General features: G+C 63.8%; 14 protein-coding genes. 10 read left to right on the top strand and 4 right to left on the bottom strand.

All coding sequences use genetic code 11. The annotated features are described in order from the left end of the window. Positions 1-243: 243 nt before the first annotated feature. Positions 244-546 (bottom strand): accessory factor UbiK family protein, encoded by a 303-nt coding sequence (locus tag EB230_RS11560; protein ID WP_056579043.1) that lies wholly within the window; start codon positions 544-546, stop codon positions 244-246. 215 nt (positions 547-761) lie between these two features. Between EB230_RS11560 and EB230_RS11555 the strand changes: the two genes are divergently transcribed. The 7 genes from EB230_RS11555 (at position 762) to EB230_RS11525 (ending at position 6,924) form a co-directional block, all read left to right on the top strand. Then, positions 762-995 (top strand): BrnA antitoxin family protein, encoded by a 234-nt coding sequence (locus tag EB230_RS11555; RefSeq protein WP_056578943.1) that lies wholly within the window; start codon positions 762-764, stop codon positions 993-995. A gap of 134 nt (positions 996-1,129) precedes the next feature. Beyond that, positions 1,130-1,990 (top strand): prolipoprotein diacylglyceryl transferase, encoded by an 861-nt coding sequence (lgt, locus tag EB230_RS11550; protein WP_081295140.1) that lies wholly within the window; start codon positions 1,130-1,132, stop codon positions 1,988-1,990. After that, entirely contained in the window at positions 1,987-3,075 is a 1,089-nt protein-coding gene (locus EB230_RS11545) for a class I SAM-dependent methyltransferase (RefSeq protein WP_056578946.1), read from the top strand. Before lgt ends, EB230_RS11545 begins: the two co-directional genes overlap by 4 nt. A 114-nt stretch (positions 3,076-3,189) precedes the next feature. Continuing rightward, positions 3,190-3,984, top strand: coding sequence for a peptidoglycan editing factor PgeF (pgeF, locus tag EB230_RS11540; RefSeq protein ID WP_056578949.1), 795 nt, complete (start codon positions 3,190-3,192; stop codon positions 3,982-3,984). Further along, positions 3,984-5,135 carry a Xaa-Pro peptidase family protein gene (locus tag EB230_RS11535; protein ID WP_056578952.1) on the top strand — a complete coding sequence of 384 codons (1,152 nt, stop codon included), beginning with the start codon at positions 3,984-3,986 and terminating at the stop codon, positions 5,133-5,135. The genes pgeF and EB230_RS11535 overlap by 1 nt, the downstream gene beginning before the upstream one ends. 43 nt (positions 5,136-5,178) lie before the next feature. Beyond that, entirely contained in the window at positions 5,179-5,820 is a 642-nt protein-coding gene (locus EB230_RS11530) for a hypothetical protein (protein ID WP_056578956.1), read from the top strand. Positions 5,821-5,988: 168 nt separating this feature from the next. Beyond that, positions 5,989-6,924 carry a ribose-phosphate pyrophosphokinase gene (locus tag EB230_RS11525; RefSeq protein WP_019860650.1) on the top strand — a complete coding sequence of 312 codons (936 nt, stop codon included), beginning with the start codon at positions 5,989-5,991 and terminating at the stop codon, positions 6,922-6,924. 114 nt (positions 6,925-7,038) lie between these two features. Here the strand turns inward: EB230_RS11525 and EB230_RS11520 are convergent. After that, a protein-coding gene (locus EB230_RS11520; protein WP_156394344.1) for an IS630 family transposase occupies positions 7,039-7,981 on the bottom strand; the annotation gives its coding sequence in 2 pieces (ribosomal slippage) (positions 7,039-7,644 and positions 7,646-7,981; 942 coding nt in all). 220 nt (positions 7,982-8,201) lie between these two features. After that, positions 8,202-9,086 (bottom strand): helix-turn-helix transcriptional regulator, encoded by an 885-nt coding sequence (locus EB230_RS11515; protein ID WP_056577968.1) that lies wholly within the window; start codon positions 9,084-9,086, stop codon positions 8,202-8,204. Positions 9,087-9,236: 150 nt separating this feature from the next. Here EB230_RS11515 and EB230_RS11510 point away from each other — a divergent pair, with 150 nt between their 5' ends. Then, the gene (locus EB230_RS11510; protein WP_056578357.1) at positions 9,237-10,478 is read left to right on the top strand and encodes an MFS transporter; all 1,242 of its coding nucleotides are present in this window, start codon (positions 9,237-9,239) and stop codon (positions 10,476-10,478) included. 72 nt (positions 10,479-10,550) lie between these two features. On the opposite strand, the gene EB230_RS11505 is transcribed toward EB230_RS11510, so the two are convergent. Continuing rightward, positions 10,551-11,408: an alpha/beta hydrolase gene (locus tag EB230_RS11505; protein WP_172372342.1), complete on the bottom strand. Its 858-nt coding sequence runs from the start codon at positions 11,406-11,408 to the stop codon at positions 10,551-10,553. A 150-nt stretch (positions 11,409-11,558) separates the two neighbouring features. Between EB230_RS11505 and EB230_RS11500 the strand changes: the two genes are divergently transcribed. Together EB230_RS11500 and EB230_RS11495 are read left to right on the top strand one after the other, a co-directional pair. Next, on the top strand, positions 11,559-11,987 hold the full coding sequence (locus EB230_RS11500; RefSeq protein ID WP_056578359.1) for a MarR family transcriptional regulator: 429 nt from the start codon (positions 11,559-11,561) through the stop codon (positions 11,985-11,987). 237 nt (positions 11,988-12,224) lie between these two features. Next, complete coding sequence (locus EB230_RS11495; protein ID WP_140777316.1) at positions 12,225-12,863, top strand: 50S ribosomal protein L25/general stress protein Ctc; 639 nt, start codon at positions 12,225-12,227, stop codon at positions 12,861-12,863. Positions 12,864-12,886: the final 23 nt, after the last annotated feature.

Genomic DNA, 12,886 nt, shown 5'->3' with positions numbered 1-12,886 from the left:
CGCGCTAAAGACTACTTCTCGACGCAAAGACCCCAGACCGGACCCCACCGCCCGGCCGCATGACCCTGCTCCGAATCATGCAACAAATTCAGTCTATTGATCGGGAGTCGCGTGAACAGCCCAATTTTTCGCACTGCGTCATTCGCATGTGGAAAGGCGCTGTCACAAAGATTCATGCAATGCCGTTAAGCGATTCACGGCAAAGCGCTTTTCAAGCTCGGACTATGTGGAAAAGTTTAACGATTATTTTTTTGCGCGGGGCTTCGCCGCCGCCGCTGGTGCGGCATCGCCGGCCAGTTCGGCGAGCCTGGCCTCGAGCGCCTCGACGCGGGCGGCAAGGCGGGTATTCTCGTCCCGGGCCTTGGCGGCCATCTCGCGCGCGGCCTCGAATTCCTCGCGCTGCACCACGTCCATCGAATTGAGGATACGCTCCGCCTGGCCCTTGAAGGCGGTCTCCACCTCGCGCCGAACGCCTTGCGCGGCACCGGCGGCGTCGGTCATCAGCTTGGCGAATTCATCGAGAATGCGGTTCGGTCCGGTCGACATGGCAAATCCTCGCTTGCTCGAAATGACGTAGTGGCGCTGAGCGCCGAATGCAAGAACGTTGAGGCCCAGTACGGCCTCTGCGTTGCTATGGCGCATGGGCGCTGCCATGCCGGAGGGAAGCTCTCTAACCGCCTCAAGCTATACTTGAGAACACCAAATCGCCTATGGTGTTGTCGTCTTCTATTGCGTCAGAACGCTCCAATCAGGGTCAACCAATGGCAACGCCTCCGCGCCGACCGACAAATCCGTTCGCAGCCGCCGAAGCGGCCTTCAAGCCGGTCAAGAAACCGGCAGCCCCTATTCGCGAACCCTCGGCTGCTCCCAATGTGCGCGAGCTTGTCTCGATCCGGATCGATCGGGCCGTGCTCGACCATTTCCAGGAGGATGGCCCCGGCTGGCAGGACAGGATCAACGACGCATTGCGGCAGTGGGTGGCCGCCAAGGGGTGAGTTGACCACGCACGGCACGATGGCTCGCAATGGTGATCCGTCGCGACACTTGACGGCGACCGGCTTGCCTTGACCCTGCCAAAACCCTGCCGCATGGTCCGCGCCCGAACACGACCGCAACCGAGAGCTTCCCGTTGAACGAATATTTCCTGCTGCCGCTGGCCTCGTTGCCCTTCCCCAACATCAACCCGATCCTCATCCAGATCGGGCCGTTGGCGGTGCACTGGTACGGCGTCGGCTACATCGTCGGCATCCTGTTTGCCTGGTGGTACGCCAAGCGTCTTGCCGCCAACCCGAAACTGTGGCCGGACGGCGTGCTGCCGATGAAGCCCGAGGACCTCGACGATTTCATCGTTTGGGCGGCGATCGGCGTCGTGCTCGGCGGCCGCACCGGTTATGTCCTGTTCTATGACCTGCCGCGCTACATCGCGCACCCGCTCGACATCTTCGCGGTCTGGCAAGGCGGCATGTCCTTCCATGGCGGCCTGCTCGGCGTCATCCTCGCCATGACGCTGTTCTCCATCAAGCGCGGCATCCGCACCTGGTCGCTGTTCGATGTCGTGGCCGCCGGCGTGCCGGTTGGGCTTGGCCTGGTGCGCGTCGCCAACTTCATCAATTCCGAGCTCTGGGGCCGGCCGACGGACGTGCCCTGGGCGATGGAATTCCCCAATGGCGGGCCGTTCACCCGCCATCCGAGCCAGCTCTACGAGGCCCTGCTCGAAGGCCTGGTGCTGTTCCTGGTCCTGCGCATCCTCACCCATTCGCGCCTCAAGCTGAAGACGCCGCGCTTCGTCGGCGGCGCCTTCATCTGCGGCTACGGCCTGTCGCGCGTCTTCGTCGAATTCTTCCGCGAGCCCGACCAGCAGCTCGGCTACCTCCTTGGCACCAACTGGCTGACCATGGGCATGATCCTGTCGACCCCGATGGTGCTGATCGGCATCTGGGCGATGGCGACAGCCAAGCCGGTGACGCAAGCGCAGCCGCAGGCGACATGACGCGGCTGAAGACCCGTATCGTCGACCTGATCGAGGCGCTGGGGCCCCTTCCCGTCAACGAATACATGGCGCTATGCCTGTTCGACCCCGCGGACGGCTACTACACGACGCGCGAACCGTTCGGCGTCGCCGGCGACTTCATCACCGCGCCGGAGATCAGCCAGATGTTCGGCGAACTCGTTGCAGTGTGGCTTTACCAGGCTTGGGCAGCGATCGGCCGGCCGATGCCGGTCACCATCGCCGAGATCGGCCCCGGTCGCGGCACGCTGATGAAGGACATGCTGCGCACGCTGTCGCGGCTTGATCCGACCCTGGCCAATGGCGCCGCCTTCGCCATGATCGAGACCAGTCCACGCCTGACCGAAGTCCAGAAACAGACGCTCGGCGCGACGCCTTTCGCGGTTCGCTGGCACGAGACCATCGACACCTTGCCCCATCAGCCGCTGCTCATCGTCGGCAACGAACTGTTCGACGCCATACCGATCCGCCAGTTCGTCCGCGCCGGCACCAGCTGGCGCGAGCGCATGGTGAGCCTGGACGACGAGAACACCCTTTGTTTCTTCGCCGGCGCCGGCTCGGTCGACCCGACGCTGCTGCCCGTCGACGCGGCTGAAGCGCCGCAAGGGGCGATCATCGAGATCGCGCCCGCCCGCACCGCCCTGATGGCGGCCATCGCCGAACGCGTGGCCCGAAACGGCGGCGCCGGGCTGTTCCTCGACTACGGCCACCTGCAGCCGGGTGTCGGCGACACGCTGCAGGCCTTGCGCAAGCACAATCACGAAGATGTGCTGGCCAATCCAGGCGAGGCCGACCTCACCTCGCATGTCGATTTCTCCGCCCTTGCAGCGATCGTGCGTGCGCATGGTCTCGACGCCCATCTGTCGACACAGGGCAGTTTCCTGCTCGGCATGGGCATACTCGAGCGTGCCGGCCGGCTTGGCGCCGACGCCGGCCAGGCCGCCCGCGACAAGATCACCGAAGACGTCGAGCGCCTCGCCGGGCCGCGGGCGATGGGCGAACTGTTCAAGGTGCTTGCCGTCGTGCCGCGCGGCGCCGCCGTCCGGCCCTTTGCGACAGCGGATTGACTTTTCGCCGCTGCCCCTTCCAATCTCCCGTCCGGCAAGAGAGCGGCCGAACCGCCGGCCGCCCCGCTTCTGCTTTTTCTTGACGAAACCGCCCATACGGACAACAACGCCCGCATGCTGAATCAGACCAAACCGGATCCCGTTCGGTCCCCGCTGCTGGACAAGGCGCAGGCACAAGGCATCCGCCACGGCTATTTCACCCGCGCAGGTGGCGTATCGACCGGCATCTACCGGGGCCTCAACATCGGCACCGGATCGGATGATGACCAGACGCTGGTGGCCGAGAACCGCGCCCGTGTCGCCGCCTGGATGGGCGTGCCGACGAACCATCTGTTGACCGCCTGGCAGATCCATTCCCCCGACGTCATCGTCGCCAGGGAACCCTTTGCCGGAGAACGGCCCAAGGCCGATGCCATCGTCACCGATCGCCCTGGCATCGCCATCGGCGCCTCGACCGCCGACTGCGGCCCGGTGCTGTTCGCGGATGCCGGGGCGCGCATCATCGGCGCGGCGCATGCCGGCTGGAAAGGCGCCTTCACCGGCGTGCTGGAAAACACCATTGCCGCCATGGAAGGCCTCGGCGCCCGGCGCGAAAACATCGTCGCCGTGCTCGGCCCCTCGATCGGCCCTGACAATTACGAGGTCGGGCCGGAATTCATTGCCCGTTTCGTCGAGGCCGACGCCGAAAACATCGGCTACTTCGCACCCTCCGCCACATCAGGCCATGCCATGTTCGATCTCAATCGCTATACGGTCGACCGGCTGGCAAGGGCCGGCGTGACCGCCGAGGGCCTTGGCCGCTGCACCTATGCCGAGGAAGATCTGTTCTACTCCTACCGGCGCACCACGCACCGCAAGGAGCCCGATTACGGCCGGCAGGTTTCGGCCATCGTTTTGGAGAATGAATAATGGCGCTGCATTTTGAACGGTCGGAATTTGACGCGCGGCGCGACCGGCTGATGATCGAGATGGCCGAGAAGAAGCTCGACGCCATCCTGCTGTTCGCGCAGGAAAGCATGTACTGGCTGACCGGCTACGACACGTTCGGCTTCTGTTTCTTCCAGTGCCTGGTGGTGAAGGCCGACGGCTCGATGGTGCTCTTGACCCGCTCGGCCGACCTGCGCCAGGCGCGCCACACCTCCATCATCGACAACATCGTGCTTTGGACCGACCGCAACGGCGCCAACCCGGCGGTCGACCTGCGCAATTTGCTCAACGATCTCAATTTGCTCGGCGCCCGCATCGGCGTCGAATACGACACCCATGGCTTGACGGCCTATAATGGCCGCCGGCTGGACGAGCAGTTGCAGACCTTCGGCCAGATTGCCGACGCGTCCGGCATCGTCGGGCGGCTGCGGCTGTTCAAGAGCCCGGCTGAAATCGCCAAGGCCGAGAAGGCCGCCAACCTCTCCGACGATGCGCTGGACGCGGCGCTGCCCCTGATCAAGCAGGGCGGCGACGAAGCGCTGATTCTGGCTGCCATGCAGGGCGCGGTCTTTGCCGGGGGTGGCGACTATCCGGCCAATGAATTCATCATCGGCTCCGGCGTCGATGCGCTGCTCTGCCGCTACAAGGCGGGCCGCCGCAAGCTGACCAAGAACGACCAGCTGACGCTCGAATGGGCCGGCGTGTTCCACCATTACCATGCGCCCATGATGCGCACGGTGCTGACCGGCAAGGTGTCGAAGCGCCACCAGGAGCTGTTCGACGCGGCGCGCGCTGCCCTTCTCGCCGTCGAAAAGGCGATGACGCCGGGCAATACATTCGGCGACGTCTTCGACGCGCATGCCCGCACCATGGAGGCACATGGCCTGACCAAGCACCGGCTGAACGCCTGCGGCTACTCCGTCGGCGCCCGCTTCACGCCGTCCTGGATGGACATGCCGATGTTCTACCAGGGCAACCCCGAGCCGATCGCGCCGCACATGACGCTGTTCGCCCATATGATCATCATGGATTCCGAGACCGAGACGGCAATGACGCTTGGCCGCACCTACCTGACCACCGAATCCCAGCCGAAGCCGCTGTCCCGCCATGATCTCGACTTGATCGTACAGTGAATCCATAATGGGAGGCGTTCTTCGCCAAGGAGTTAGAAGGCAAATGAGACGATCGCATGTGACGACCGTGTCATTGCTTGTGGCATTGGCTCTTGCCTCCTGCACCAACGCAAAGGACGTTCTCGAACCTTCCGCCATCACCCCGCCGGCCGCCTCGGCGCAGCCCGCGCCGGGAGTCCAGGGCAGCGCGGCGGCCACCGTTCCGGCCCCATCGACAGCCGCGCCTGCGACCTCCACGGCGGGCGCGTCCGCGACCACCACCACGCCGCTCACCTCAGCCCAGAGTGCCGCCATCCTGTCGAAGACCCGGCTGCAGATCGCGCCGATCGTCGGCGCTTCGGTGGAGGCCGCGACCCCGCTGACGGCGGAACTGCAGACGCGCGCCAGGCAGCGCGGCATCACGCTCGCGGGCAGCGCCGACCAGACCGCGACCCATGTGCTGAAGGGTTATTTCTCGGCGATTTCGGAGGGCAAGGACACCACCGTCATCTATGTCTGGGACGTCTACGACCCGGCCGGCAACCGCCTGCACCGCATCAACGGCCAGATGAAGGCGCCTTCGGCCAGTTCCGGCGCCAGCGCGGGCGCCGACAGCTGGAAGGGCGTCTCGCCGGCCACCATGCAGGCGATCGCCGACCAGACCATCGATCAGTTCGCGGCATTTCTGGGCGGCAAGGCTGGCTGACAAGGCCTGCTCGAGTGTTGCCTCTCGGCGATGGCACGAACCTTTCTTCAGCTTAGCCGGCGGATTCCCGATCTCGGCGCTTGCAATACTAGCGCGGGCCGCTAAAAGCCCGATTAAAAGGTGCGGGAGAGTCTGTCAGGCCTTCCCATCCCCCACCAGGAACGGTGCATGAAACTCTTCGCGGGCAATTCCAACAGGGTGCTGGCCGAAGCGGTCGCCCGCTATCTCAACATCCCGCTGGGCAAGGCCAGCGTCAGGCGCTTCGCCGACCAGGAAATCTTCGTCGAAATCCAGGAAAACGTGCGCGGTGAGGATGTCTTCATCCTGCAGTCGACCTCGTTCCCGACCAACGATCATCTGATGGAACTGCTCATCATGATTGACGCCTTCATGCGCTCATCGGCCAAGCGCATCACGGCGGTGATTCCCTATTTCGGCTATGCCAGGCAGGATCGCCGGGCCTCGGGCCGTACGCCGATCTCGGCCAAGCTGGTCGCCAACATGATCACCCGCGCCGGCGTCGACCGCGTTCTGACGCTCGACCTGCATGCCGGCCAGATCCAGGGCTTCTTCGACATCCCGACCGACAATCTGTTCTCGGTGCCGGTGATGGCCCGCGACGTGAAGGCGAAATACAAGCAGCTCGGCAACGTCGTGGTGGTGTCGCCCGACATTGGCGGCGTGGTGCGGGCGCGGGCGCTGGCCAAGCGCTTCGATGCGCAACTGGCCATCGTCGACAAGCGCCGTGAGCGCCCGGGCGAATCGGAAGTGATGAACATCATCGGCGCGGTGGCCGGCAAGGATTGCCTGCTGATCGACGATATCGTCGATTCCGGCGGTACGCTGTGCAACGCCGCCGATGCGCTCTTGGCCAACGGCGCCACCAGCGTCACCGCCTATATCACCCACGGCGTGCTGTCGGGCGGCGCTGTCGCCCGCATCAGCGGCTCGAAGCTGCAGGAACTGGTGATCACCGATTCCATCCAGCCGACGCAAGGCGTGCTCGACGCCCCCAACATCCGCGTCATCTCGATCGCCGACCTGATGGGCGAGGCGATCTCGCGCACGGCGACCGAGGAATCGGTGTCGAGCCTGTTCGACTAGAGCAATTCCAGGAAAAGTGTGAAACGGTTTTCCGTCCGGAGTTGCGTTAAAACAATGAGTTAGAGCAGTTCGCCGTTTCCGTGAAACGGTGAAATGCTCTAGAGCGTGTTTCACTTACATTGAAGCATATCCAGCGTTGACGAGATAGTTGGCGCATTCAGCGGGTTGAAAGCTTTCGAGGAGTGTTCCGATACGTCGCCATGTGGCCTCGACGGTCCGTTCTGAAGCCTTTCGCATGAGGTGCTTGAGCTTGGCGAAGACCTGCTCGATCGGGTTTAGGTCTGGACTGTAGGGTGGCAGGTAGAAAAGCTTGGCTCCGGCCGCGCGAATGGCACGACGAATGGCTTGCCCCTTGTGACTTCCAAGATTGTCCATGACGACGATGTCACCGGGCGAGAGCGTCGGCACGAGGAACTGCTCAACCCAGGCCGCAAAGCTTGCACCGTTGATGGGACCATCAATGACGCAGGGCGCGTCGATGCGCTCGCAGCGCAGCGCGGCCAGGAAGGTCAGCGTGCGCCATTTGCCATGCGGAGCCTTGGCGACCAATCGGTGCCCACGAGGCCCCCAGCCTCGTAGCGGCGCCATGTTGGTTTTTGCCCAGGTTTCGTCGATGAACACCAGGCGCCGTGGATCAAGCCTGCCTTGATACTTCCTCCATTGTGCCCGGCGCCGCGCAATCGCCGGCCTGTCCTGCTCGCTGGCGAACAGCGTTTTTTTTGAAGCTGAACCCGGCCTCCTTCAGCACCCGCCACACCGACACCGGGGCTGCCACGATGCCGCGCTCGGCAAGCTCCGCCGACAGCGCTCGCACGCTCACATGCGACTGTGAGGCTACCCGCTCCAGCAGCCACACGCGATGTGGCTCCAAATCCCGGCCGGATTGACGCCCCATGCGCAACGCCGATGCGCTTCCGCTCAATCGTTGGCGTTGCGACCACTTCACAACACTCGCCACGCTCACCCCGAACAATGCAGCCGTTTCCCGGCATGTCCGGCCAGCCGCAACCGCTGCCGCAACGCGCTCACGAAGATCGTTTGAATAGGGTCTTGGCATCCGATGCTGGCCTCCGCCCAGCCAGCATCTTGAATCACAAAATCACCTCGGCGTGAATCCCAACCGATTCAAATCAACAGCAACACGCTCTAGTCTGGAGCGTTTCCACCATTTCATGGAAACAGCGGACCGCTCCAACTCTTCGTTTTGACGCAATTCCCAAGGGCAGGCGCTACGCGCTTGTCCCGGGAAAACCGCCCACACTTGTCCTGGAATTGCCCTAGGCTACAGGGCCTTCCAGCCGCGCCGGCACGTTTGGCCGGCGAACACTTTCGCCATTGTCGCGCGCGCCGCGCATATACCCGCGCGGCGAGGAGCCCAGCATGCGCTTGAACATGGTGATGAAGGCCGGCACGCTGTCATAGCCCAGGTCGAGCGCCACCCTGGTGATGGGCTCGCCATCGGCGAGCCTCGGCAGCGCGGCGAACAGGCACGCCTGCTGCCGCCATGTCGACAAGGACAGGCCGGTCTGGCGCTGGAAGGCGCGCGTGAAGGAACGGCGGCTCATCCCGGCGGCATCGGCCCATTCGTCGATCGTTGCGTGCGGCGAGGGCGCTGCGACGAAGCGCCGGCACAGCGCCGCCAGCCTCGGATCGGACGGGAATGGGAGCCCGAGCGGCCGTTCCGGCAAGGTCGGGATTTCATGCAGCAGCAGGTTCATGATCAGCCCGCCGCGTCCTTCCAACTCGCCGCCTTGCGGCAGTTTCTCCGATTCCACGATCAGGCTGTGCATCAGCTCGGTGACGCCGACGACGCGCAAGCCTTCGGGCAGCCCGGGGATCGCACCAGGCATGACATAGACCGAGCGCATCGACACGTCGCCCAGCATCTCGACGGAATGTTCGATGCCGGCCGGAATCCACATCGCATGGTCGGGCGGCACCATCCAGCGCCCGTGCCGCGTCGTCACCAGCACGACGCCGACCAACGCGTGCAGCAGTTGGCTGCGGCTGTGTCGATGTTGCGGCACATGGTAGCCGTCAGGATATTCGGTCGGCAACGCGACCGCCGGCCCGGCCACTTGTTCCAGCCACTGCCAGCGGCTCTCGTGCAACTTGCCGAGATCGGCGTTACCGGCGTGGAAGATTTCCCTGCCATGTGGCATCGGCTATGGCCCACTCGCGAAACTATTGGACCAAACCACGAAAGAAGTCGCCCTGCAAGCAGCTTATAAGGCAACCGTCCTAAGGCAGCCGCAGGAGCGGCCGCCAGATTGCCCGCGGGCGTGCCCGCCAAAAAGACCACGGAGCCTACCTTGACCGATACGACAGCCGCCAGCGTCGCGCCATCCACGAGCGCCAGTCACGCTTCAGCCCAGGCGACGGCCTTCACAGTCATCCTGGCGGTGAGCCTGTGCCATTGCATCAACGACATCATGCAGTCGCTGCTATCGGCCATCTACCCGCTCCTGAAAGACAATTACGGCCTCGACTTCTGGCAGATCGGCCTTTTGACCTTCACCTTCCAGGTCACGGCGTCCCTGCTGCAGCCGATCATCGGCATGATCACCGACAAGCGGCCGATGCCCTATTCCCTGCCTTACGGCATGGCGGCGTCGCTGATCGGGCTGGTCGTGCTGGCCTATGCCGGCCACTACTACCTGCTCCTGATCGGCGCCTCGCTGATCGGCATCGGCTCGGCGATCTTCCATCCGGAATCCTCGCGCATCGCCCGTTTCGCGTCTGGCGGCCGGTTCGGCCTGGCACAGTCGCTGTTCCAGGTCGGCGGCAATTTCGGCCAGTCCATGGGCCCCTTGCTGGCCGCCTTCATCGTCGTGCCGTTCGGCCAGACCAGCATCGCCTGGTTTGCCGTCGGCTCGCTGATCGGCATTGTCATCCTGTGGCAGGTCGGCGGCTGGTACAGCCGTCTGCGCGCCGCGCAAGGCAACCGCAAGGCGGCAAGCTTCGTCTCGCCCTTCCCGCGCCGCAAGGTGATGTCGGCATTGATCGTGCTGACCTTGCTGGTGCTGAGCAAGAACGCCTACATCGCCAGCCTCGCCAGCTACTACACCTTCTATTCCATCCATAAGTTCGGGGTGTCGGTGCAGATGAGCCAGGTGATGCTGTTCCTGTTCCTCGGCGCCTCGGCGCTCGGCATCCTGCTCGGCGGCCCGTTCGGCGACCGCTACGGACAGAAGGCGATGATCTGGTTCTCGATCGTCGGCGTCCTGCCCTTCACGCTGGCGCTCCCCTACGCCAATCTGGAATGGACGATGGTGCTGACCGTGCTGATCGGACTGATCCTGTCGTCGGCCTTCTCCAACATCGTCGTGTTCGCGCAGGAACTGGTGCCGGGCCGCGTCGGCATGATCGCCGGCATCTTCTTCGGCTTCGCCTTCGGCATGGGCGGCATCGCGGCGGCCGTGCTCGGCGTCGTCGCCGACATGAAGGGCATCGATTTCGTCTTCCAGGTCTGCTCGTATTTGCCGTTCCTGGGCCTGCTGACGGTGTTCCTGCCCAACATGAAGGAAGCCCGGAAGGCGCAGGCGGCGGCCTGACCTGGCCGATCCGAACTCAGATGAGAGCACCCGCCCGGATGGGCGGGTGCTCTGTCTATCGATCAGAAGGCACTACGCCTTGAAGAAGGCCAACAGGTCGGCGTTGATGACATCCGCGTGGGTTGTCGCCATGCCGTGCGGAAAACCCTTGTAGACCTTGAGCTCGCCCTTCTTGAGCAGCTTGATCGAGAGCAGCGCCGAGTCGGCGATCGGAACGATCTGGTCGTCATCGCCATGCATGACCAGCACCGGCACGCCGATTGCCTTCAGATCCTCGGTGAAGTCGGTTTCCGAGAACGCCTTTATGCAATCATAATGCGCCTTGGTGCCGCCCATCATTCCCTGACGCCACCAATTGTCGACGACGCCCTGCGAGACCTCGGCACCCGGGCGGTTGAAGCCATAGAACGGACCGGCCGGAACGTCGCGGAAGAACTGGGCGCGATTGGCCGCCTGGGCAGCGCGGAACCCGTCGAAGAGCTCGATCGGCAGGCCGCCTGGATTGGCCGCCGTCTTGAGCATGATCGGCGGCACAGCGCCGATCAGCACCGCCTTGGCAACGCGGCCGCCCGAGCCGTACCGCGCCACATAGCGCGCCACTTCGCCGCCGCCGGTCGAATGGCCGACATGGATGGCGTTCTTGAGGTCGAGATGCGCCGCGAGTTCGGCGACATCGGCGGCGTAGGTGTCCATCTCGTTGCCGATATCCGTCTGCGTCGAGCGGCCATGGCCGCGCCGGTCGTGGGCGATGACGCGGTAGCCTTGTGCCAGGAAGAACAGCATCTGGGCGTCCCAGTCGTCGCTGCTCAGCGGCCAGCCATGATGGAAGACGATGGGCTGGCCGGTTCCCCAATCCTTGTAGAAGATCTGCGTGCCGTCCTTGGTGGTGATCGTGCCGCTGCCGGAACCGGATTTTGTCTGCGAAGCCATCTCAATCTCCTTTGATTGTTTTCGCGATAAACAATATCGCGATATCTATATGGCTAGCGCAGCCTTGAACCCCTGTCCACCAAAAACATGTATCGCGATATCATTTTTCGTGGTACCGGATTTCCTGCGTCGGCAAACAAGGAACGCGTCGTGCCTCTCCCGTTGGACAACCAGCTCTGCTTCACGCTCTATGCCACCAGCATGGCGATCAACCGCACCTACAAGCCGATGCTGGACGAGATGGGGATAACCTATCCGCAATATCTCGTGCTGAACGCACTGGGCGAGGCCGATGGCATGTCGGTCGGCGGGATCGCCCACCGGCTGGCCTTGGAATCGAGCACCGTCACGCCGCTGGTCAAGCGCATGGAACAGGCCGGCCTTGTCACCCGCCAGCGCAGCCAGACCGACGAGCGCCAGGTCCAGGTCGACCTGACGGCAGCCGGGCGCGCGCTGCTCGTCCAGTGCAACTGCCTGAACGAGACACTGATCGAGCGTTCGGGCATGACGCTGGCCGGGCTCGATACACTGAACCGGCAGGTCCAGGCGCTGCGCGACGCGTTGAGCGGCGACCGGTAGTCAGCCCTTCCCGCCGCCGCTTGCGCCTGTCGCTGCCTTCCGCTATAGAGCCGCCACCCGCGTAGACACCCTTGGAGGCAACGCGGCGGAAGGCTGCCTTCCCTTGTGATCCCGAACAAAAGGTCCGTCTCGAAGCGGTAGCCTTCATTCGGAAATCCAGGACCGGCGGCTTTCGACGTTTACGGCTCGGGCACATTGCCCACCGCGAACGCTCCATAACACGCGAAAGGAAAAGCCATGAGCCACGATACTTACGAGCTCAAGGCCGAAGCGCGCGAACAGGTCGGTAAGGGGTCCGCCCGTGCAGTTCGCCGCAACGGTAAAGTGCCTGCAGTAATCTATGGTGACAAGCAGCCTCCCCTGGCGATCGCTCTCACCTACAAGGACATCTACTACAAGATCCATGGCGGCGGGTTCCTGACCACGGTCGCCACGATCGATGTCGACGGCAAGAAGATCCAGGTCCTGCCGAAGGACTTCCAGCTCGACCCGGTCAAGGATTTCCCCGTCCATGTCGACTTCCTGCGCATCGGCAAGGACACCGAGGTCAATGTCGACGTGCCTGTCCACTTCATCAATGAGGACAAGTCGCCAGGCATCAAGCGCGGCGGCGTGCTCAACATCGTGCGTCACGAAGTCGAGTTCCACTGCCCGGCCAATGCGATCCCGGAATTCATCACCGTCGATCTCACCGGCACCAATATCGGCGACTCGATCCACATCTCGGCGGTCAAGCTGCCGGCCGGCGTCAAGCCGGTGATCTCCGATCGCGATTTCACCATCGCGACCATTGCCGGTTCGTCGGCGATGAAGCCGGAGACGGAAGAGACGGCCGAGGCCGCACCTGAGGCGGCTCCCGCCGCCGAAGAGAAGTAACTCTTTCCCGCCCGGAGCAGACG

Source organism: Mesorhizobium sp. NZP2234, from assembly GCF_013170765.1.
Lineage (GTDB): Bacteria > Pseudomonadota > Alphaproteobacteria > Rhizobiales > Rhizobiaceae > Mesorhizobium > Mesorhizobium loti_D.
The sequence above is the reverse complement of the archived record's forward strand: the minus strand, read 5'-3'. Positions and strand labels throughout refer to the sequence as shown.

Bases quoted from the DNA above. Each gene is read 5' to 3' on its own strand.
- EB230_RS11545 (WP_056578946.1), top strand. From the start codon at position 1,987: ATGACGCGGCTGAAGACCCGTATCGTCGACCTGATCGAGGCGCTGGGG.
- EB230_RS11515 (WP_056577968.1), bottom strand. From the start codon at position 9,086: ATGCCACATGGCAGGGAAATCTTCCACGCCGGTAACGCCGATCTCGGC.
- EB230_RS11555 (WP_056578943.1), top strand. From the start codon at position 762: ATGGCAACGCCTCCGCGCCGACCGACAAATCCGTTCGCAGCCGCCGAA.
- EB230_RS11505 (WP_172372342.1), bottom strand. From the start codon at position 11,408: ATGGCTTCGCAGACAAAATCCGGTTCCGGCAGCGGCACGATCACCACC.
- EB230_RS11560 (WP_056579043.1), bottom strand. From the start codon at position 546: ATGTCGACCGGACCGAACCGCATTCTCGATGAATTCGCCAAGCTGATG.
- pgeF (WP_056578949.1), top strand. From the start codon at position 3,190: ATGCTGAATCAGACCAAACCGGATCCCGTTCGGTCCCCGCTGCTGGAC.
- EB230_RS11525 (WP_019860650.1), top strand. From the start codon at position 5,989: ATGAAACTCTTCGCGGGCAATTCCAACAGGGTGCTGGCCGAAGCGGTC.
- EB230_RS11495 (WP_140777316.1), top strand. From the start codon at position 12,225: ATGAGCCACGATACTTACGAGCTCAAGGCCGAAGCGCGCGAACAGGTC.
- EB230_RS11535 (WP_056578952.1), top strand. From the start codon at position 3,984: ATGGCGCTGCATTTTGAACGGTCGGAATTTGACGCGCGGCGCGACCGG.
- EB230_RS11530 (WP_056578956.1), top strand. From the start codon at position 5,179: ATGAGACGATCGCATGTGACGACCGTGTCATTGCTTGTGGCATTGGCT.